Source organism: Lentzea sp. NPDC006480 (assembly GCF_040611995.1).
GTDB lineage: Bacteria > Actinomycetota > Actinomycetes > Mycobacteriales > Pseudonocardiaceae > Lentzea.
In genome coordinates, this window is record NZ_JBEXPJ010000055.1 from 1 (window position 1) to 20,926 (window position 20,926).

The following is a 20,926-nucleotide window of genomic DNA, read 5'->3' on the forward strand; positions in this document are numbered from 1 at the left end:
TTTTAGTCGATGGGGGTCGAGAACGCGGAGGCCATGGCTTTGGTGGTGGCGAACCTGAAAGGACATTACGGCCACAAACGGACAGAGCCCCGGATTCCACTGGAATCCGGGCCTCTGTCCGTTTCTGCTGACAATGATGTAATTCAGACCGCCTGCAATGTGAGCCATGCTCCGACGACGATCACCATCGCGGCCGTGCCGACGGGTGCGTAATGCGACAGGGCGCGGGTGGCACGGCCGTCCAGGAATTTCTCGACGCGCTCGCGGGCTTTCACCAGCAGCAATCCGACGGCGGTGAGGGTCGTGGCCATGCCGAATCCGTAACCGAGGACCAGCAGGACGCCGAACCACGTTCGGCCCAGGGCCATGGCACCGAGGAGTACGACGAGCGCGGACGGTGACGGAACCAGTCCGTTGGCCGCGCCCATGCCGATCAGGCTTGCCCGGCTGTACCCGTGACCGTGCCCGGTTCCGTGCCCATGACCGTGTCCGTGGCCATGACCGTGCCCATGTCCGTGGCCGTGACCCACGCCGGCACCGACGAGTGCGGACTCGCGCGTCATGGCCGAGCGCAGCAACAGCACGCCGATCACGGTGATGATCAGGCCGCTGACCAGCCCGAGCCAGCGCAGCACCTGCTCGCCGGCGAACGCCGACGAAGCGCTGATGATCAGGCCGAGCACCAGCACGCCACCTGTGTGCGTGGCGGTGACCGACGCGCCGACGATGAACGCGTCCTTCGGCCTGCCCTCACGGCCGGCGAGGTACGCCGCGATGAGCGTCTTGCCGTGACCGGGCAACGCCGCGTGCGACGCGCCGAGGAGCAACGAGAGCAGCACAGCCAAAAATCCGAGCCACGGGGTGAGCTCGGAGCTGCCCAGGATGTCGTTCAGGGCGGACGCGGTGACGCTCAACGACTGGATGGGGGAGCCGGAGGCCTTCTTCGGTTCGGAACCGCTGCCGGGAGAGGCGTTGAAGGTGACGGACCGGACGTCCATCGGATTGCTGAGCAGGTCCTCGGGATACGCCCGGAGCTCGTTGCTGATGCTCTCGGTCGGCACGGACGAATCGGTCAGCTTGATCCCGGAACCGGCCGCGGTGATCTCGCGCCAGCCCACCCGGTCGATGTTCGACACGTCGCGGAACTGCAGCTGAGCCGGCCGGTCGAGGTCGACCTTGGCGGTGAACTCGCAGACCAGGCGGGTCGTGGAGAGATCCGCCTGGCCTTTGGGGTGATCCTTGGTGGAGCTGGAGAGCGTCCAGGTGATGCGACGCCCGTCCACTGTGGACTCATCGGTCTTCGCGACCTCGACACACCACTGCTTCGCATCCCGCGCCTTCAGGTTCTCCTGCAGCGTCGGGATCTCCGCGACGTCGACCACGGATCTCAGGTCGATGCGGTCCGGGTGCAGGTGCAGGCCGTGGTAGTGGTTGACGCTGAAGTTGCCCAGCGGGTGCGCGGACGCCTCGCCGTGGATGAAGAAGATGCCCGCCAGCAGGAGGGCCACGACCAGGACGGGCCGCACGACCCAGTTGGACAGACTCACCGGCCGCCTCGCAGCTCGGCGAGCTTGCGGCCCGCCTTCAGCGACTGCAGCGGGGAGAAGTTCGCGTTCAGCCGCAACGCCTGCACCAGGGCCTCCTGGGCTTCGGCGACCCGGCCCAAAGCAGCGAGGATCATGCCGCGGTGGTAGGAGAACGTGGCGTTCTGCCAGCCCAGCGCGTTGGCGCGGTCCGAGTAGGTGAGCGCTTCGGCGTCGCGGCCGTTCACGTGCAGCGCCCAGGCCATCGCGTCGGCCACGAAGACGCTCTGGCGGCGGCTCCACTCCGCTTCGGCCCGGCGCAGCGCCTGCATGCCGTCGCCGCGGTCCGCGGCCACGAGAGCAGCGGCGAGGTCGTCGGACGCGCCCTGCGACTCCATCAGCCGCTGCTGCTCGGACAGCACGTCGTACTGCCGGGCCGCTTCCTCGGCCTTGCCGTTGGCCTCCAGCAGCTCCGCGTACTCCTGCAGGTACTGCGGCAGGGGAGCGCGCGCCACCAGCTTGCGGTAGGCCTCCAGGGCGACCGGGGCCTCGCCCCGTGCCACCGCGACCTTCGCCTTGCCCTGAGTGAGAGTCATGTCGTCTCCTCTCGCCGCCAGTCCCTGCTCGTAGTGCTGAGCGGCTTCGTCGAGCTGGTTGTGGTCGAACGCGAGTTCGCCCAGCCGGTACTGGCAGAACGCGATCTCCTCGGGCGTCGCGGCAGCGGTCAGCGCGCGCGTCATCGCGTCGCGGGCGCCGTCGACGTCGCCGTGGAGCTCGAAGTGGAAGGAAGCGCGGGCGAACGACGCCGTGTTGGGCTTGAGGTCCAGCATCTTCTGCACCGCGTCCTGGGCGCCCGCGTCGTCGCCGAGCTGCGTCAACGCGTCCGCCAGCACGCCGTACGCCTGCGCGGAGGACGGCAGTGCGGTGATGGCCTTGCGGGCCCAGTCGCGGGCCGCGGGGAAGTCGTGCCGGGCGTTGGCCAGCGTGCCCATGCCGATGGCGGCGAGGCCGGTGTCGCCCGCGTTCTTCAGCGCGCCCTCGGCCTTCGCGTAGTACGTCGGGTCGGCCGTGACGCGGGCCAGCTCCACATAGGACGCGCCGAGCTTCGCCCAGGAGTCCTTGTCCTGGGGCAGTTCGTGCAGTCGCTGCTGCAGCTGGTGCACCACGCGGTGCATCTCGTTCTGCTGCGCTACAACGGGAACTGCCTCCGGAGTCGGGGGCGCGCCCCCGGCCCTGCTGTCGGCAGGACCGGAGGCGGCGAGGTGGGCAAGCGCCGCGGTGACCAGGAGAACCACCGCGACGGCCTGCCGTTGTTGGTACTTCACTTCGAGTGCGACCCGTACTTGCGGATGTGCTGCTGCCGCTTGCGCCACAGGAAGAACGCGGCGCCGAACACGAGCGCGGAGCCCACCGCGGTGGTCATCGCCATCGGGTCGAGGTTGCCGATCTTGCCGACCGTGTTGACCGCGACGTTCGCCGTGTTGCCGTTGGTGTTGACGGCGGTGCCGTTGCGGGGCAGGCCCACGTACGGGAAGTTCGCCTCGAAGGGCTGGTCGTTCGCGTCGACCTTGTCACCCGTGGCGAGCGCGTCGACGAGCTTGCCGGACGCCGCGGCACCCTCCATCGCCTGCACGGCGATGTCCACCACGTCGTCGGTGAGGCGACGGCCGTTCGGGAAGCCCTGCGTGTCACCGGCGAGCAGGCCGAGACGGTTCGGGTTGGCGTTCGGGTCGATCATCAGGTTCAGCCGCAGCATCTCGCTGGGGCGGAACCGGTGCTGGTCGACGTCGGCGTTGTTGACCTGCGAGTTCAGGTCGGCGTTGATCTGCGCGCCCAGCTTCTTGGTGATGCCGGTCAGGAAGATCTCGGCCAGGTCGTCGCGCGGGCCCTGCGGTGCCGGGATCTTGTAGATGCCCTCGATCAGCTTGGGCAGCTCCGGGTTCACCACCCGGTCGACCAGGTCCTTCACGCCGGCGTCCTGGTCCGGACGCAGGCCGTTGAACGCGTCCTTGAGGCCCGCGGGGGCCACGACCTCGTTCACCAGCGGGTTGCCCAGGCGCGAGACCTGCACGAAGTCGCCCTGCGGCTCCGCCTTGCCCGGCGAGAGCTTCAGGCTGCGCCGCGACGTGGTGCTCCAGACGCCGATGTTCGGGTTGCGGTGCACGTCGTTCTTGAGCGCCAGCGCGTGCTTGGGCAGCTGGATCGCGATGGTGTTGACGTTGTAGCCGCGCAGGGTGTCCTGGCCGACCTCGCTCAGGTTGCCGCCGTAGAGCAGGTCGAACACGCGCAGGTCCGCGAAGAACGCGTCGTCGGACGGGCCGGCGTAGACCTTGCCGCCGCCGGGGATCTGCACGATCGCCTGGTCGCGCAGCTTCTTGTAGTCCGGCATCGACGCGGGCCCGTTGGGCGACGGCGCGACCGGGGCGTTGTTGGCGAGCTTGACCTTCTGGCCGTTCTGGTAGATCGCCTCGAGGTCGTAGCGCTGGCGGAACAACAGGTTCTCGTCGTCGAGCGAGTCCACGACACCGTTGGCGTACAGGAACGTGTTGTTCTTGCGCCGGTCGTCGTTGTGGAACATGAACCGCAGGATGACGTCGGGCTTGGCGTCACCGTCGTTGTCGACGTTGAAGTCGTACTGGGCGTCCTCGGCCCACGGGAAGAAGTTGGGGCCGCCGTTGGGCTCCTGGAAGCCCGACCAGTTGCCGACGAGCGTGACCGTGTCCTTGTGGTCCGGGCTGACGAACGCGTAAAGGTCCGTGTTGTCGACGGCCGGGTCACCCGCGATCAGCGGTGCTTCGCGGTGTGACGACGCCGTGGCGTTCGAACCGAACATGGCCGCGTTGAGCAGTGTGGCGGCCACCAGCGCGGCCGCAGCCACCTGGCCGCGCCGACCGCTGAGGACGTGCGGTGATGACATTTCAGGAGACCTTTCGGTAAGCATTTCAGGCGCTGTGCATGAGCAGCGACGGTTCGCTGGCGTGGCTTGAGGAGTGGTCGGTCCACCTCGCTTGGGTGAAGTCGCGGATGCCTTCGACCAGCCGGTCGACGTCCTGGTCCGGCCGCACCACCAGGCGCGCGAAACGGCTGCTCATGCCGAGCTTGTTGCCGCACTCGCGGATGAAGACCTGGTGCCGGGACAGCAGGTGGTCGCGCAGTTCGCGGCCGTCCATGCCGCCACCGAGCTTGACCAGCAGGAAGTTGGCCTGCGACGAGTACACGGTCAGATCGGGGATGCGGGAGAGCTCCATGCCCATGCGGTAGCGGTCCCGGCTGAGCAGCCGCAGGCTCTCGGCGTACTCGGCCTCGTGCTCGGCCAGCATGAACACGACGGTCTCGGCGAGGGAGTTGAGGTTCCACTTCGGCAGCGTCTGGCGCATCTTGCCCGCCAGTCCCGGGTTCGCCACCAGGTAGCCGAACCGGATGCCGTGCAGACCGAAGTTCTTGCCGAGGCTCTTGAGCACGACCACGTTGGGCCGGATGGACGCCTCGGCGGCGACCGACGGGTTGCGCTCGACCTCGACGAAGTCGATGAACGACTCGTCGATGACGACCAGGTCCAGGTCGGCCAGCTCGTCCATGAACCGGACGATCTCCCGGCGCGACAGGTAGCCGCCGTCGGGGTTGTTCGGGTTGCAGATCACGGCCGTCCTGCTGCCGCGGGCACGGATGAACTTGATGTACTCGTCGACGTCGAGCTCGAAGTTGTTGCTCTCCTGGAGCAGGAACATGTCGACGCGCTTGTTGCTCTCCATCGGCTGGTCGGTCCACCGGCCGAAGGTGGGGATCGGGATGGCGATGCTGTCGTGGATCCACATGTGGTCCATCCACGTGATCAGCTCGGTGCTGCCGTTCGACATCGCGATCGTGGCCGGGTTGAGCCCGAGCACGGTGGAGAGCTGCTGCGCGATCTTGGACGAGTCGCTGGGGTAGAACTTCAGGACCGATTCGAGGTTCTTCGAGAGCTCCTCGAACATCTCGGGCGTGGGGAAGTACGGGTTGCACGGGATGCAGAAGTCGACGAGCTCACCGGCACCGGTCCGCGACAGCTCGAAGTAGGACGGGCTGTGCGCGGTCTGCTGGAACAGCCCCGCCGAGTCCACACCATGGCGCACGCGTTCGCTCCGTCCCTCGGTCCGTTGTTGACACCGGGGCATACGTGCCGATGTTCATCCCGGTTCACGGGTCAGTGTCGGGAAGGTCTCGACCAGGTCACGCGCGCAACCCGGAGCCGTCCGATGCATCGGCCCGGCATCGGCTCGGCGGGCGCGGGCTCGGCGGGTGATCGAGAGGTCGTCGCCGGCATGATCATCGACGTTCCCGGGACCGTGACTGTCCACACCGGACAGATCGGCGGAGTGGCCGTCGCCGGCGAACGCGGTTGCGGGGTGCGCCGGTCTGGTCACGGGTGCGCGAGCTGGGGATCACGGGGGCCCGGGTGGGCCCGGCGGCGGTCTGGTGGCCGCACCCGTCCGGGCACTCCGCGGCTCATCGCGGACGTGACGTGCGCCAACTCCTCGTCCACCACGCGAGTCACTACACGCACACGGGCGCGGTGGACTTCGTCGCTTTGCCCGACCTGGAGCACGGGTCTCGTTTGGGCGGCGGCCGATCGCGGAACCCCGGGCTTTGGCTGGTCAGCACGGCCGTCCGGGCCGCGACGAGACCGTGCCGCCGGGCTTTGTGACGCACCACCCAGGGCGGTTTCCACGTCCGTGACGAGCGTCCTGCGAAATATTGTCGGTCCAGGCGGATACCCTGCTGGCAGTCCGCACACAACCAGGGAGAAATACCCGTGACCGCAGAGACCCTGTACGGGGCCGACGACCTGACGCACCTCGAAGGACTCGAGGCCGTCCGCAAGCGGCCTGGAATGTACATCGGGTCGACCGACAGCCGGGGCATCAACCACCTCTTCAGCGAGATCGTCGACAACTCCACCGATGAAGGCGTTGCAGGTCATGCAACGAAGATCGTGGTCACGCTGCACGCCGACGGCAGCGTCCAGGTCGACGACGACGGCCGGGGCATCCCGACCGACGTGCACGCGAAGTCCGGTCTGTCCGGTGTGGAACTCGTCCTCACCAAGCTGCACGCAGGCGGCAAGTTCGGCGGCTCCGGCTACAAGACCTCCGGCGGCCTGCACGGCGTCGGCGCCTCGGCCGTCAACGCCCTCTCCCACCGGTACGACGTCACGGTGCGGCGTGGCGGCAAGGTGCACGAGATGTCGTTCGCGCACGGCGTGCCCGGCGTCTTCGACGGTCCCGGCCCGAAGGCGAAGTTCACGCGCCAGGCGGGTCTTCAGGTCGTCGGCAAGATGAAGCGCAACGAGTCGACCGGCACCTCGACCCGCTACTGGTACGACGCCCGCTACTTCGAGAACGGCGCCGCGCTGGACGTGGAAGCCGTCCGCCTGAAGATGCGCAACACGGCGTTCCTCGTGCCGGGCGTGACCTACGTGCTCCGGACGGCGCTGGAAGACTCGATCTCCGAAGAGGTCTTCCACTACCCGCACGGCCTGACCGACATGGTCGACTTCCTCGCGCCCGCCGGCGACCGCGCGGTCTCCGGCACCCTGGTGATCACCGGCTCCGGCACCTACTTCGAGAACGCCGCCGACGAGAACGGCGTGATGCGGTCCAAAGTGGAGCGTCAGGCCGAGATCGAGGTCGCACTGCGCTGGGGCACCGGCTACGAGCGCACCGTCGAGTGCTTCACCAACACGATCCGCAACATGCACGGCGGCACTCACCGCCGCGGCTTCGACCGCGCGGTGCTGAAGGCCGTGCAGGACGCGATCTCCAAGACGCGCGGGTTGTTGAAGCCCAAGGAGGACCCGCCGACGCTGGACGACGTGCTCGAAGGCATGACGGCCGTCATCCACGTCCGCATCCCCGAGCCGCAGTTCACCTCGCAGACCAAGGACGAGCTGTCCACCGCGGGCATCACCAAGGTGCTGCAGGGCATCGTCGACGCGCAGATCCGGGCGTGGACCGAGGACCGCAAGACCAAGACCGAAGCCAAGACGGTGCTGCAGAAGGTCGTCGACGCCTCCCGCGTCCGGCTCACCCAGAAGCAGCAGAAGGACGCCGCGCGCCGCAAGACGGCCCTCGAAGGCGCCGCGATGCCCGCGAAGCTCGTCGACTGCCGCACGACCGGGGTGTCCCGTTCCGAGCTCTTCCTCGTGGAAGGCGACAGCGCCCTCGGAAGTGCCAGAATGGCTCGCGTTTCGGAGTATCAGGCGCTGCTTCCCTTGCGCGGCAAGATTCTCAACGTGCAGAAGGCGTCGCTCGCCGACACCCTCCGCAACGCTGAGATCGCTTCCATCGTGCAGGTGCTCGGCGCCGGCACCGGCCGCACCTTCGACCTTTCGCAGATGCGATACGGCCGAGTGATCCTGATGGCGGACGCGGACGTCGACGGCAGTCACATCCGGACGCTGCTGATCACGTTGTTCGCCAAGTACATGCGGCCCGTGATCGAGGATGGCCGCTTGTACGCCGCCATGCCTCCGTTGCACAAGGTCATGACCCGCGGGCGCAACGCCGAAACGCACTTCACCTTCACCCAGCGTCAGATGGAGCAGACGGTCGCGAAGCTGGAAAAGGCGGGCAAGACGGTCGTCACGCCGGTGCCCCGGTTCAAGGGGTTGGGCGAGATGGACGCGGACGAGTTGTGGGAGACCACGATGAATCCCACCAGCCGTTCCGTCCGGCGCATCACGATGGACGATGCCGAAGCGGCTGAGGAAGCACTCGAACTGCTGATGGGCGAGAAAGTCGAGCCGCGCCGCAATTGGCTCATCGAGTCCTCCGCACGGGTCGACCAGTCGGCCATCGACCTCTGAGCCTTGAGACAGAAAGAGCTGGAACAGTCATGGCACGCCGCAAGGGACCCACGACCAGGGTCGACCCCGCCGCATTCGACCGCGCCGGCGCCACGGTTCTCGACAACTCGTTGAAGACGGAGATCGAGGACTCGTACCTGGAGTACGCCTACTCGGTCATCCACTCGCGGGCGTTGCCCGACGCGCGCGACGGCCTCAAGCCCGTGCACCGCCGCATTCTCTACTCGATGCACGACAACGGTCAGCGGCCCACTTCCCCATACGTGAAGTCGTCCCGCGTGGTCGGCGACACGATGGGTCGCTACCACCCGCACGGTGACACGGCGATCTACGACGCGTTGGTCCGCCTCGCGCAGGACTTCTCTCTCAACGAGCCGTTGATCGACGGGCACGGCAATTTTGGGTCCCCGGACGATGGGCCGGCCGCGAGCCGATACACCGAAGCACGCATGTCCCATGCGGCGATGCAGCTCGTCGGCGAGCTGAACGAGGACACGGTCGACTTCCGGCCGAACTACGACGGCTCGCTGGAGGAGCCGTCGGTGCTCCCGGCGGCGTTCCCGAACCTGCTGGTCAACGGCACGTCCGGCATCGCGGTCGGCATGGCCACCAACATGATCCCGCACAACCTGCGCGAGGTCATCGGGGCGGCGCGGTGGCTGATCACGCACCCGAACGCGGACCTCGACAAGCTCATGGAGTTCGTGCCGGGGCCCGACCTGCCGACCGGCGGCATCCTGCTCGGCCTCGACGAGGTCCGGAAGGCCTACGAGACGGGCCGCGGCGTGGTCCGCATGCGCGCGAAGGTCGAGATCGGGCTGCTGGAAGGTTCGCGCGGGCGCCAGGCGATCACGGTGACCGAACTTCCGTACGGCGTGGGTGCGGAGCGGATCGTCGAGAAGATCACCGACGAGGTCAACAAGTCCAAGCGGCTCACCGGCATCGCGGACGTCAAGGACCTCACCGACCGCGAGAACGGCATCCGGCTCGTCATCGAGTGCAAGGTCGGGGTGAACCCGCAGGCGCTGCTCGCGGACCTCTACCGGCTGACGCCGATGGAGCAGTCGTTCGGCATCAACAACCTGGTGCTGGTCGACGGGCAGCCGCAGACGCTCGGCCTGAAGGAGCTGCTGGAGGTCTTCCTCAAGCACCGCTACGAGGTCGTCACGCGGCGCACGAAGTTCCGCCGGCGCAAGCGCGAGGAACGCCTGCACCTGGTCGAGGGTCTGCTGCTGGCCCTGCTCGACATCGACAAGGTCATCAAACTCATCCGCAACAGCGAGAACGCGGCCGCCGCCAAGGACGGCCTGATGAAGCAGTTCAAGCTGTCGGAGATCCAGGCCGCCTACATCCTCGACACGCCGCTGCGCCGCCTCACCAAGTACGACAAGCTCGAGCTGGAGAGCGAGCAGGAGAAGCTCCGCGCGGAGATCGCCGAGCTGACCGCGATCCTCGACGACGAGACCGTGCTCAGGAAGCTCGTCTCCACCGAGCTGGCGACCGTGGCCAAGGATCTCGGCGGCGACCGGCGCACCAGCCTCATCGACGGCGACCTCAAGGAGGTGCTGGCGGCGTCCAAGCCCGCTGGGCCGCTGGAGGTCGCGGACGACCCGTGCCAGGTCATCCTCAGCGCCACCGGGCTCGTCGCGCGCACCGCGGCCGAGTCCGAGGAGGTGTCCGAGGGCAAACGCCGGGCGGGCCGGACCAAGCACGACGCCGTGTCGGCCGTGGTGCATTCGACGGCGCGCGGCCAGGTCGTGCTGATCACGAACCTGGGCCGCGGGTTCAAGACCGACGTGCTGCCGTTGCCGGTGCTGCCCGAGCAGAACGGCACGGTGTCGCTGAGCGGCGGCATGGCGGCGAGTGAGCTGGTGCCGCTGGACAAGGGCGAGAAGGTGATCGGCATCGTGCCGCTCGATCCCGGCGAGTCGCCCGGTGTCGCGCTCGGCACGAAGCTCGGCACGGTCAAGGTGTGCTCGCCGGAGTGGCCGGTGCGGTCGGACGAGTTCGAGGTCATCACGCTCAAGGACGGCGACGAGGTCGTCGGCTGCACCTGGCTCACCGACGGCAGTGAGACTCTCGTGTTCGTGAGCTCTGATTCCTCGTTGCTGCGCTACGACGCGAAACTGGTGCGGCCGCAGGGTCTCAAGGGCGGCGGCATGGCGGGCATCAACCTGAGCGGCGACGCGCACGTGGTGTTCTTCGGCGCGATCCGCACGGACGACGACGAGCACGGCGAGCCGATGGTCGTCACCTCGTCCGGGCAGAGCGTCAAGGTCACGCCGTTCAGCGAGTACCCGGCGAAGGGCCGCGCCACCGGTGGTGTGCGGTCGCAGCGGTTCCTCAAGGGTGAGTCGCACCTGGTGCTGGCGTGGATCGGCTCGCGTCCGGCGGGTGCGGACGAGAAGGGCGCGCCGGTCGAGCTGCCGGACATCGACAACCGGCGGGACGGCTCGGGGCACGCGCATCCCGGCCCGGACGTGGTCGGGCACCTGATCGAACGGGACTGAGAGCGGGGCGCGGCCGGGTCACAGCTCGGCCGCGCTCCTGCCTCCCCGGCCGCGCCGGCCGAGAGCCGCGGTGTCGGCCAGCGTGACGGTCGACGAGACGGTGAGCGGCATTCCACTGCGGAACGCCCGTGCGTCCGGCCAGTGCCGTGCCACCGCCGATCACCGCGCTGTCCGCGTCGACGTCTGCTCCCGCAGATACCAGCACCGCCGCAGTCTGAGCCCCGTTCGGGAACCCGGCGGGCCAGTCCGTCAGCACGTGCAGCATGGTGCGCCGGCAGCCGCGCTCGTCCACGATCCGCGCGGTCGCCAGATCAGGGTCGTCCGCCGGCGCGACCCGGTGAAGGTTGCCGTTGTGGATGGCGGTCGTCTTTCCGCGTTGCCGCACGGCACGTCGATCTCCGGACGTAGCATCCGTCGAAAGGACCTTGGGGGAGTCTGATGACGTTCGCGAAGCGCTTCGACCACGTCGGCATCACCGTCGCCGATCTTGACGCCGTGACGGCCTTCTTCGTCGGTCTCGGTCTGGAAGCAGGCGAGAAGATGCCGGTCGAGGGCGAGTTCCTGGACACCGTGATCGGCATGACCGGTGCCCGCGTCGAGATCGTCATGCTGCACGCGCCCGCGGGTGGCACGACGGTGGAACTGTCGAGCTTCACGCGGCCGGACCACCTGCCGGGTTCGCCCGCCGCGCCGGCCAACGAGCTGGGCCTGCGCAACGTCGCTTTCGAGGTGCACGACCTCCAGGCGGCGGTCGATCACGCCGCGGCCCAGGGCTTCGGCCTGGTGGGCGGGATCGGCGAGTACGAGGGCGTGTGGCGGATGGCTTACGTGCGCGGGCCCGAGGGAATCATCGTGTCGCTGGCCGAACAGATCAGGGGGACCTCATGAGCGTGACCGACGAACAGATCCAGGCTCTGGCCGCGACCGCGAAGCCGTTCAGCCTGGCCATCCTGCACTGGGCGAACAGGACCGCGGACAGCGCGGGCGCGATCGAGCTCGAACACCAGCGGCGCATGGTGTCGCTGCGCGCCGAGGGCACCATCGTGATCCTGTGCCCGGTCGCGTCCGACGACGTGTGCGGCGTCGCGATCATGACGGTCTCGCCGGAGGAGGCCGCGGAGATCATGGCCGCGGACCCCTGCGTGCAGGCCGGGATCATGCGCGTCGAGGTGCACCCGTGCCACGGCTTCCCCGGAGACGCTCTGCCCGTATGAGCGACCGGGTGGAAACCCGGTCGCCGAGGCTCTGGGGGAGATCGGATCCGATCGTTACGTTCGGATCATGATGGTGAGCCGTCGTTCCGTGCTGATGTCGCCCGCGCTGATGGTGCTCCCGTCGCACCGGACTCCCGCGCCGATCGCGTTGCAGATGTGGTCGTTGCACGAGCAGGCCGAGAAGGACCTGCTGGGAGTGCTGGGCGAGGTCGCGGAGATCGGTTACGTCGCGATCGAGAGTTATGAGCTGTACGGGAACTCGCCGAAGGTCGTGAAAGCGCGTCTCAACGCGCTGGGGCTCGGGTTGTGCAGCTCGCACGCGCCGTTCCCCTCGGGTCCGGACACAACCGAGATCCTCGATCAGCAGGCGGAACTGGGCGCGCGGACGCTGGTGTGGAGTCTGGAGCCGGAGGAGTTCGACTCGGTCGACGCGATCAGGCGCGGGGCGGAGCGGATCAACCAGGCCGTGGTGAACGCCGCCCGGTACGGCATGCGGATCGGGTATCACAACCACTTCGCGGAGTTCCGCAAGGTCTTCCACGGGCGCAGGGCCTACGACATCCTGGTGCGCGAGCTGGATCCGCGCGTCGTGCTGGAGCTCGACACGTACTGGGCCGAGGTCGGCGGGGTCGATCCTGCGAAGGTGGCCGCGTCGCTCGGCCGGCGGTTGGAGTACATCCACATCAAGGACGGGCCCGCGAAGGGCATGGACGACTACATGGTCCCGTACGGCACGGGCGTGATCGACGTGCCCGGTGTGGTGCGCGCCAACCCGGCGGTGAAGTGGAACATCGTCGAGATGGACCGCTCGCACCACGACATGTTCTGGCTGTTGCGGAACTGCTACGACTACCTGGTGAGCCGCGGCTTGGCCACCGGGCGGCGCAAAATATGATCCCGGGGTGCCGGACAAGCTGACCGTCGATCTGCACCCGGTCTTCCGCAGCGACCAGGACATCGCGCTGGCGGTGCGCACCGCGCTGTTCCGGGCCGCGGCGCAGCGGGTGCCGCTGGTCGAGATCATCACGGGCAAGGGGTCCGGCAAGCTCAGGAGCCGGGTGCTGGCGATGCTGAAGCAGCCCCACGTCAAGAAGCTGTACCGGCGGGTGGAGACGGCTCCCGGCAACGACGGGATGGTGCTGGTGCACCTGCGCTGAACCCGGGTCAGGTCAGGGCTGGGTCCGGCGCATCACGCGGTCGAGCAGCTCGGCGTCCTCCAGGCCCTCCTCGTCCGACGACGTGAGCGCGAGCAGGAAGACGATGATCACGCTGAAGCCGGCGCCGCCGATGATCAGCGACATGATCAGGTCCTCGGAGTTGTCCGCGATGACCGAGGCGCGCTGGTTGACCACGACGCTCATGGCGTGCATGCCGGTGTAGTGCATGCCGGTGACGGCGAGGCCCATCACCAGGGAGGCGCCGAGAACGGCGAGCGGGCCGCTGACCTCCCTCGTGAACCAGAGGGCCGCGGTCGCGGCGACGACGGCGATCGCGATCGAGAGCACGACGACGGCGGTGTCGTAGCTGATCTCGGCGTTGATCTCGATCGCCGACATGCCGGTGTAGTGCATCGCGGCCACCCCGAGCCCGGTGACCAGCCCACCCGCGGCGAGTGGCCAGAAGCGGTCGTCGTTGTTGCGGCGCAGCGCCAGGATCAGGCCGATGCCGACGACCACGATGGCGACGATCATGCTCAGCAACGTGACCGGGATGTCGTAGGCGACGTTCGCGCCCATCCACGTGCCGAGCATCGCGGTGAAGTGCATGCCCCAGATGCCGAGGCCCCCGATCGACACCGCCGCCACCGCGAGCCACCACTTGCGCGACGTCCCGACCGCGCTGCGGGCGCGCTCGCTCGACAGCAGGCCGAGTGCCGAGCCGAGACAGGCGACCAGGTAGGCGATGATCGGTGTGGAACTCCCCATGTCCATGCGCGAAATGGAAACATTTCGCGCCAATGGACCGCAATAGCCTTCGCGGGTGAATAGGGGAATTTAATAGGTGAAGCCGGGCGGAGATTCTTCGGGTATCTCCGCCCGGCTTTCGGCTGTGTTCAAACAATGGGGGGTCAAACGACCTGCCGCGTGACGGCTGGGGAATGCTCGGCGCTCAACCGACGAAGTCCCAAGTCACGCCGGACACGTTGCCCAGGTCGTGATTCGCCAGGGCGCCGAACGCCGGCTTGCTGAGGTCGAGGTGGGTACGCGCGCACGACGGGCACATGTCGCGCACCGGCACCGTGATCGTCTTTCCCTTGTACGTGACCCGGACCGACTTCTTGCAGATCGGGTCCTTGTTGGGGTTGGAGTTCGTGAACCAGGACTTCGGCACGGCCACGAGCATCTGCGTCTTCGCGTTGATCTGCGTGCCGCAGGCGCCATATCCGCTGTCGTCGTACCAGGTCATGTTCCCGTTCTGCGCGGCAGAGGCCGTGCCGAAACCCGGGAAGAGGAAAACGACGAGTGCGGACAAGACTGCAGTGAATCGCATGGGTTCCCTCGTGCTGTTGGGCGGCGGGGGCTGTCCCAAACGATCCAGAGTTAAGTCTGGGGAATCACCTAGTCGATTCTTGCGCCATGCACCTTCGCTTCTGCGATAATGCGCTCCGCTTCGTCGATGGCGACATTTCGCAGTTCTGCCAGGGCTCGCATGGCCTCGGCCCGGCGTGCCGACATGGCGAGCCGGAAGTCCTCGCGAATCTCCTCGCGCTTGGCCGCGGCCTCCTGGTCCAGGTTGCGGGCGCGCTGCTCTGCCTCGCCGACGATCATCAACGCCTTGAGCTGCGCGTCCCTGATGACTTCCCGGCGTTCTTCCTCGGCCAGCGCGACCATCCGGGCGAGCCGTTCCGGCAGGCCCTTCGGGTCGATGGGGGTGAGGCAGATGCGGTGCAGGCCGTCCTGCAGCCCCGCGTTCTCCTCCTGAACGGACATCAACCTGCTGGCCAGGGCGTCGGCCCTGGCTTCTGACGCGTCCCGGTCGGCGGTGACGAGGCGAAGCTCGGCCTCCAGCTCGGCGACGTAGTCGTCCACCTCATCGCGGTCGTAGCCGCGCCAGCGCAGCCCGAACCACGTGCGCAGCGGTACGAGCTCTGTCCTGCTCTCGACACTCACTTGCCGTCTCCTCTGCCTCCCGCGAGTCAGTCTTGACAAGGGGTACGTATGAGGTGCGGCATCGGTTCTAACGGGTTCACCAGGCACAATGTGGACGTGAACAACAAACTGTGCCCCTGCGGCACCGGCCAGTCCTATGTGGACTGTTGCGGTGCGCTGCACTCCGGGGCCCGCACCGCGGCCACCGCCGAGCAGCTGATGCGGTCGCGCTACAGCGCTTTCGCCGTGTCCGATGAGGACTACCTGCTGCGCACGTGGGCTGCGAAACACCGCCCCGCGAGCGCCGGGATCGACGCGACCGACCGCTGGCTGAAGCTCGAAATTCTGTCAACGGAAAACGGCGGATTGCTGCAGAACGAGGGTGTCGTCGAGTTCCGGGCGCACTACGTCGGGGGCATCGTGCACGAGCGGAGCCGGTTCGTCCGGGAGAACGGCCAGTGGGTTTACGCGGAGGCGCTGTCATGACCCCCGCCGGCATGACCACGGTGACTGTTCTGAGCAGGTTCAACGGCCCGCCCGGGATGGGCAACGGCGGTTACTCCGCCGGTCTGCTCGCCGCGCACGTCGACGCCGCGACCGTCAGTGTCCGTTTGCGCAAGCCCGTGCCGCTCGACCGCGAGATGGAGGTCCGCGGCGGCGACCTGCTCGACGGCACGACCGTGATCGCGAGCGCCGAGCCCGCCACGCTCGACCTCGACGTTCCCGCTGTTCCGACGCTCGACGAGGCGCGCAAGGCGGCCGCGAAGGTGCCGTGGCGGGAGAAGCACCCGTTCCCGACGTGCTTCGGGTGCGGTCCCGGTCGCGAGGACGGCATCGCGGCGCTGCTCGGCCCGCTGGACGGCCGCGAGGAGTGGGCCGGCGTGTGGCGGCCGAGCGACCTGCTGCCCAACGACGGCGTGCACGTGCTGCCGGAGATCGTCTGGGCGGCGCTCGACTGCCCGTCGGCACAGCCCGTGGCCCCGGACGGCGGTCCGGCGTTCGTGCTGGGCACTTTTGTCGCCCAAGTGGAGCAGCCGGTGGAACTGGGCGTGGACCACGTGCTCATCGCGTGGGAACTTGGCCGGGACGGACGCAAGGCTTACTCGGCGTCAGCCATCATCGGGCCTCACGGAGTGTGCGGAAGAGCGCGCGCCGTGTGGGTCTCGATCGGATGAGACCAAATCACCTGACTGGGTGACGGGCGTGCGCTGCGTCTTGGTAGCGTGCACGACCGTTGCCCGGTTAAGCCGAAAGGGCGAGTGAACGGGATGGCACGGAGGTGATCAGGCGCTTGATGGGCCGACGTGCCGCCGCCCATGGCGACCAAAAGACGCAGACCCGCGGTTCGCAGGGTTCGAACCCCGCGACGAACACGGATCTGTACCCCGTCGAGCAGCCACCGGCAGCAGCGCCGCCGCCGGAGCCCTTGCCGCAACGGACGCCGTTCGCGGCGAACTTCGTCGGCGCGACGCTCGTCGTCTCCGCACCTGAGGGGCCGAGCCAGGCCGCGTCCGGCCTCGCCCGCACCCTGCCGGTCGACCGGGGCCGCACCGTGGTCGTGGTCGACTTCCCGAGCGGCGACCAGAGCACCTTCTGGCCGCACGTCGTGACCGCGCTCGGCGGCCGCGGGCCAATCAGGCTCGCGGTGTCGCACGCGGGCACCATGCGGCCTACCGCACCGGCGCAGTGGCTCGCCGAGCAGCTGCAGTCCGAGGTCGTGGCGCCCGACGGCGTGCTGACCACCGTGCCCGGCGCGGCGTTCGTCGTCGGCACCCAGGGCTACGGCAGCTGGGTGCGGTTCCAGCCGAACGCGTCGCCGATGCCGTTCGGCCGCCGGTTCCCGGTGCCGCAGTGGGAGGCGATGGACCCGAACTCGCCGTGGCCGACGGGTGAGATCGGCGTCTCCGAGCCCATTCCGGCCGGGCTGTGGCTGCGCGCTCAGCAGCCGCCGTTCGACCCGGCCGCCCAGGACGCGCGCCCGATCGTGGCGCTGCCGTGCCGCGACAACGTGCTGACCGTCGTGGTCGGCGGGCCCGGCCAGTCGGCGATCCCGACCGACGAGGTGTGCCGGCTGCTGACCGCGCTGCCCCAGGCGGCCCGGTCGCGCGTGCGGCTCGTCCCGTACGGCATCGACACCGCGCTCGGACAGCTGGTCGCGGACCAGCTCGGCGAGCCGATCGCGATGTTCACCGGTCTGCCGGTCGGCAACCTGCGTTCGGGTGGACCCGCGGTGATCGCGGTCGACCCGCGCGGGCAGCAGACGTGGCGGCCGTTCGTGACCGAGGTGGTGTGCTCGCCGCACGAGTCGGTGCCGGTCGTGTCCGGCTACCGCGCGCCGGTGCAGGGCCTCACCGAGGTCGAGCCCGGTGTGTTCTCCCTCGGCGACGGCGTTGTGCTCGAAGTCGTGCCGTCCGGTCTGTGGGTGCGTGAGCACGACGAGCCGTACAACGCGGCCGATGTGCGCTCTCAGCCCGTTGACCCGGAGTGGGCGCGTCTGACCGTGGGCACGCCGGGGCGCACCACGCCCGGTGCGGTCGCGGTGCACGGTGCTGCTCTCGTGGAGCGCCTTGAACCCGAGGTACGGAAGCTGCTGCGGGTCGTGTTCTGCGACTCCAAGGTGTCGGCACCTCCGCCACCGGCTCCGGCCACCGCCCCGGTCGTTCCGCAGCACGCCGCGCCCGCGCACGCCGTGGCCGAGGCCCCTCAGCCGACGTTCGGCACGCAGCACAACCCCTCGACGATCGGGGCTGCGCTGGGTGCCGCCGCCCAGGCGTTGTCGAACCGCGACTCGCCGGGCAACGGCACGGGCCTCTTCGCCGCGAACATCCCGGCCGAGCCCGAGCCCGCCTACGTGCAGCTGCCGCCGTCCGAGACCGCGACCGTCACGGTGTCGGCCCAGGTCGTGGCCGATGCCGAGGAGGCGGCGTTCCCGTCGGCCGATCCGGACGCGGCCGCTGTCCGGTTCCGGGTCGACGGTCCGCTGCCGAGCCAGCCGCTGGCGTCGTGGGAGCTTCCGGCCCAGAGCAACGGTGAGCGCGAGACCGTGCTGCCGGACCACAGCAGCTCGGATCTGGAGCGGGACGCCGTCCGGCGCGCTCTGGGCGAGCGCTACGGCGTGCACGCGGCGACCGTGTGCCGGCTGCTGGCCCAGCGTCCGGACGCCGAGGAGGACCCGGCCGCGTTCGAGGCCATGGTCACGGACCTGACGGCACTGCTGGCGTGTGTGTCGCAGGACGAGGACATGGTCGTCGACACGCTGCGCATGGGCCGGCTCGGCCGGCTGCGCCCGTACGTCGCGTGCATCGTGTCGGGCCTGAACCGCCTGCCGCTGCACAACGGTGTGGCGGCGGTGTGGGGGCAGAGCGGCCCGACCGGTCCGCGTCGCTACCGCAGCGGCGACGTGCTGGTGGAGCACGGCCTGCTCGACGCCATCGCGAACCCGGCGCAGCGCGTCGAGGGCGCCACCGAGTACCTGCTGTGGTCGGTCACCGGCCGCCGGGTCGAGGTGGCGGACCGCGTCGCCGTGGCCACCGAGGAACGTGTGGTCTTCCCGCCCGGCACGGCTTTCCGCGTGCTGGCGGTCGCCGACGCCGAGGGTGAGCACCCGCAGCAGGTGCTGATGCAGGAGATGGCCGGCGCCGCGGCGGACCAGGAGATCGCTTCGCTGCGGCCGAGCGTTCTCTCGCAGCTCGAACGGGCGGCGGCGAACCTGCGGGTGCTGCCGTCGGTCCCGGTGCCGGTGGAGGCTTGAGCCCCCACCTGGGCATCCGTTACGCCGAAGCCGCGGTCGGCTCGCTGCGCCTCCACCCACCGGTGGACTGCGACGGCGAGCCGGCCGGCGCGTTCGGGGACTCGCACACGCTGAACGTGTGGTCCACAGTGGACTCTGGTGCGCCGGTGCTGCTGTGGGTGCACGGTGGAGCGAACACCGTCGGCTCGTCCTCGCAGCCCGAGTACGCGGGTGATGTGCTGGCCTCGCACGGGGTGGTGTTCGTCAGCTGCAACTATCGGCTCGCGGCCGACGGATACGGTGCGTTGGAAGGGTTTTCGCACAACCGCGGGCTGCTCGACGTCGTTTCGGCGTTGAGGTGGATCCAGCGGAACATCGCGCGCTACGGCGGCGATCCGGGCAACGTCACCGTCGCCGGGCAGTCTTCCGGCGCGCAGACCGTGGCGTCGCTGATGGTGATGCCTGCCGCGAAAGGCTTGTTCCACAAGGCGATCGCGCACAGCTTGGCCGGGCGGTTCTTCACTCCGGACGAAGCTGTCGCGGTGCAACGGGCTGCCGATCCGGATGTCGTGCTCTACCAGCCGATCGTGGACGGCCTTTCGGTGCCGCGATCGCCGTTGGAAGGCCCGTACGACGTGGATCTGCTGGTGTGTCACACGGCTGACGAGGATCCCGAGCTGTTCCAGCGGCCCACTGTGCGGCTCGCGGACGAGCACGGGCGGGCGTTCCGGTCGATCTACGCGGGCCCGCCCGCGCATCACGGCGCGGACGTGCCGTCCATGTTCCGCGGCGACATCGCCGCGGCGTGGGCTTCCTTTGCCCGCAACGGTGATCCGGGCTGGCCGCTTGGAGAAGTGAAGCGCTGGGTCAGCCCTCGGTCGTGAGGCCGAGCGCGCCGTCGAGCCTCGGCAGGCACGTGCCGTCGCGCTTGTCGGTCGCCAGGAACTCGGTGAGGCAGCGGCCGATCTGCTCGTGCCCGAGAGCGTTGGGGTGGAACGATTCCTGCAACGCGTGCGGTGCGCGTTTGTCGTTCTTCAGGCCTTCCCAGTCGACGGTCAGGCGCGTGAACCACTCGTTCTGCGGCTTGCTCACGCACGCCTCGTGACCCTCGCCGGCGCGGGAGAGGTCGAGGAACCTCGCGTTGACCTTCTCCGCGGCCGTGCGCAGGCCGTTCGACAGCTCCGGCACCGCCTCGTCGACGACCCACTCCAGGTCGGAGGGGCGCAGCGGGCAGCCGGACAGGTTCTGCAGTGAGCGCGGCATCTTCGGCGAGACCGGCGCCGCGTAGGACTGGACGACCAGCTGGTAGTCGGCGTCCCGGTGGCCCGCGTCGCGCATCGTCTGGCGGATGGCGTTGAGCGTGTTCTCGACCTTGGGGACCATTCGCCGCACGCGCTTCGACCACTCCGCCGCCACCGACGACGTGCAGTCGCTGCGCTTGCCCCACGCCTCGAAGCACTTGTTGAGCACCTCGGCGAAGTGCGGGTCGTCGTTCGCGCCGATGGCGACGACGATCGCGGTGACCCGGTTCGACCCGGCGATCTTGCGCAGCTGTGGCAGCTGGTCGTTGCGCAGCTTGTCGGAGTTCGCGCCAGAGCACGCCAGGTTGATCTTCCGATCGGCCTGGATCTGGGCCTTCATGATCGACGCCGCGGTCGACCGGTGGCACCAGTTGCCGCCGTCCTCGCCGTTGGTGCCCGGCTCGTAACTGCCGGCGCCCTCACCGGACATCGTGCTGTCGCCGAGTGCCACGACCGCGGTCCTGGACTCGCGGTCGGGATCCGAGGGTGGCGGGAACGGGTGGTCGCTCACGATCAGCAGGATCGCGAGCAGGCCGATCACCGCGAGGGGCAGGACTTTCCGCATCGCCGGCGAGTTTACCGGCCGCGCGTGGCCCGGGAAACGCAGGCCGGGTCACCCGCCGCCCGCGAATTCGGCCACGGCAGGGCGTGCGGGTCCGATGTGGACTACCGGCGCGCACGTGGTTCGCCGGCTCACGCAGGTGGCCGAATGCGA

General features: G+C 68.8%; 19 protein-coding genes. 10 read left to right on the forward strand and 9 right to left on the reverse strand.

The genetic code is table 11. The annotated features are described in order from the left end of the window. Positions 1-143: 143 nt before the first annotated feature. From ABZX92_RS22195 to ABZX92_RS22210, 4 genes are read right to left on the reverse strand one after another with little or no spacing between them, the layout of a single operon-like run. On the reverse strand, positions 144-1,547 hold the full coding sequence (locus ABZX92_RS22195; protein ID WP_355562380.1) for a High-affinity nickel-transporter: 1,404 nt from the start codon (positions 1,545-1,547) through the stop codon (positions 144-146). Further along, positions 1,544-2,848 (reverse strand): hypothetical protein, encoded by a 1,305-nt coding sequence (locus tag ABZX92_RS22200; protein WP_355562382.1) that lies wholly within the window; start codon positions 2,846-2,848, stop codon positions 1,544-1,546. Before ABZX92_RS22200 ends, ABZX92_RS22195 begins: the two co-directional genes overlap by 4 nt. Continuing rightward, positions 2,845-4,440 (reverse strand): DUF4331 domain-containing protein, encoded by a 1,596-nt coding sequence (locus ABZX92_RS22205; protein WP_355562385.1) that lies wholly within the window; start codon positions 4,438-4,440, stop codon positions 2,845-2,847. Before ABZX92_RS22205 ends, ABZX92_RS22200 begins: the two co-directional genes overlap by 4 nt. A 25-nt stretch (positions 4,441-4,465) precedes the next feature. Next, positions 4,466-5,635, reverse strand: coding sequence for a histidinol-phosphate transaminase (locus ABZX92_RS22210; protein ID WP_355562388.1), 1,170 nt, complete (start codon positions 5,633-5,635; stop codon positions 4,466-4,468). Between the two features lie 680 nt (positions 5,636-6,315). Here ABZX92_RS22210 and ABZX92_RS22215 point away from each other — a divergent pair. Continuing rightward, positions 6,316-8,367: a DNA topoisomerase IV subunit B gene (locus tag ABZX92_RS22215; protein ID WP_355562391.1), complete on the forward strand. Its 2,052-nt coding sequence runs from the start codon at positions 6,316-6,318 to the stop codon at positions 8,365-8,367. 29 nt (positions 8,368-8,396) lie between these two features. Next, positions 8,397-10,877, forward strand: a complete 2,481-nt coding sequence (locus ABZX92_RS22220) for a DNA topoisomerase (ATP-hydrolyzing) (RefSeq protein ID WP_355562394.1) — start codon at positions 8,397-8,399, stop codon at positions 10,875-10,877. Between the two features lie 18 nt (positions 10,878-10,895). Here the strand turns inward: ABZX92_RS22220 and ABZX92_RS22225 are convergent, their stop codons facing one another. Continuing rightward, entirely contained in the window at positions 10,896-11,030 is a 135-nt protein-coding gene (locus ABZX92_RS22225; protein ID WP_355562397.1) for a hypothetical protein, read from the reverse strand. 285 nt (positions 11,031-11,315) lie between these two features. On the opposite strand from ABZX92_RS22225, the gene ABZX92_RS22230 reads away from it, so the two are divergent. The 4 genes from ABZX92_RS22230 to ABZX92_RS22245 all read left to right on the forward strand — a co-directional run bounded on the left by ABZX92_RS22230 (position 11,316) and on the right by ABZX92_RS22245 (position 13,248). After that, entirely contained in the window at positions 11,316-11,765 is a 450-nt protein-coding gene (locus tag ABZX92_RS22230) for a VOC family protein (RefSeq protein ID WP_045312474.1), read from the forward strand. After that, positions 11,762-12,091, forward strand: a complete 330-nt coding sequence (locus ABZX92_RS22235) for a hypothetical protein (RefSeq protein WP_355562400.1) — start codon at positions 11,762-11,764, stop codon at positions 12,089-12,091. The genes ABZX92_RS22230 and ABZX92_RS22235 overlap by 4 nt, the downstream gene beginning before the upstream one ends. Before the next feature lie 67 nt (positions 12,092-12,158). Continuing rightward, positions 12,159-12,986 carry a sugar phosphate isomerase/epimerase gene (locus tag ABZX92_RS22240; RefSeq protein WP_355562403.1) on the forward strand — a complete coding sequence of 276 codons (828 nt, stop codon included), beginning with the start codon at positions 12,159-12,161 and terminating at the stop codon, positions 12,984-12,986. 7 nt (positions 12,987-12,993) lie between these two features. After that, positions 12,994-13,248 carry a Smr/MutS family protein gene (locus ABZX92_RS22245; protein ID WP_355562406.1) on the forward strand — a complete coding sequence of 85 codons (255 nt, stop codon included), beginning with the start codon at positions 12,994-12,996 and terminating at the stop codon, positions 13,246-13,248. Positions 13,249-13,260: 12 nt separating this feature from the next. On the opposite strand, the gene ABZX92_RS22250 is transcribed toward ABZX92_RS22245, so the two are convergent. From ABZX92_RS22250 to ABZX92_RS22260, 3 genes are all read right to left on the reverse strand, one after another. Then, the gene (locus ABZX92_RS22250) at positions 13,261-14,022 is read right to left on the reverse strand and encodes an MHYT domain-containing protein (protein WP_355562409.1); all 762 of its coding nucleotides are present in this window, start codon (positions 14,020-14,022) and stop codon (positions 13,261-13,263) included. 178 nt (positions 14,023-14,200) lie between these two features. Continuing rightward, positions 14,201-14,563: a cysteine/serine endopeptidase inhibitor gene (locus ABZX92_RS22255; protein ID WP_355562412.1), complete on the reverse strand. Its 363-nt coding sequence runs from the start codon at positions 14,561-14,563 to the stop codon at positions 14,201-14,203. An 86-nt stretch (positions 14,564-14,649) separates the two neighbouring features. Further along, positions 14,650-15,201 carry a DivIVA domain-containing protein gene (locus ABZX92_RS22260; RefSeq protein ID WP_052684728.1) on the reverse strand — a complete coding sequence of 184 codons (552 nt, stop codon included), beginning with the start codon at positions 15,199-15,201 and terminating at the stop codon, positions 14,650-14,652. Positions 15,202-15,297: 96 nt separating this feature from the next. On the opposite strand from ABZX92_RS22260, the gene ABZX92_RS22265 reads away from it, so the two are divergent. The 4 genes from ABZX92_RS22265 (at position 15,298) to ABZX92_RS22280 (ending at position 19,794) form a co-directional block, all read left to right on the forward strand. After that, a complete protein-coding gene (locus ABZX92_RS22265; RefSeq protein ID WP_355562414.1) occupies positions 15,298-15,666 on the forward strand; it encodes a YchJ family metal-binding protein in 369 nt (122 codons plus the stop codon). After that, positions 15,663-16,355 (forward strand): hypothetical protein, encoded by a 693-nt coding sequence (locus ABZX92_RS22270; RefSeq protein ID WP_355562417.1) that lies wholly within the window; start codon positions 15,663-15,665, stop codon positions 16,353-16,355. The genes ABZX92_RS22265 and ABZX92_RS22270 overlap by 4 nt, the downstream gene beginning before the upstream one ends. A gap of 104 nt (positions 16,356-16,459) precedes the next feature. Beyond that, positions 16,460-18,931, forward strand: a complete 2,472-nt coding sequence (locus ABZX92_RS22275; protein ID WP_355562420.1) for a hypothetical protein — start codon at positions 16,460-16,462, stop codon at positions 18,929-18,931. Continuing rightward, positions 18,928-19,794, forward strand: a complete 867-nt coding sequence (locus tag ABZX92_RS22280; RefSeq protein WP_355562423.1) for a carboxylesterase family protein — start codon at positions 18,928-18,930, stop codon at positions 19,792-19,794. The genes ABZX92_RS22275 and ABZX92_RS22280 overlap by 4 nt, the downstream gene beginning before the upstream one ends. On the opposite strand, the gene ABZX92_RS22285 is transcribed toward ABZX92_RS22280, so the two are convergent. Beyond that, entirely contained in the window at positions 19,778-20,776 is a 999-nt protein-coding gene (locus ABZX92_RS22285) for a GDSL-type esterase/lipase family protein (protein WP_355562426.1), read from the reverse strand. The genes ABZX92_RS22280 and ABZX92_RS22285 overlap by 17 nt on opposite strands. Positions 20,777-20,926 lie beyond the last annotated feature (150 nt).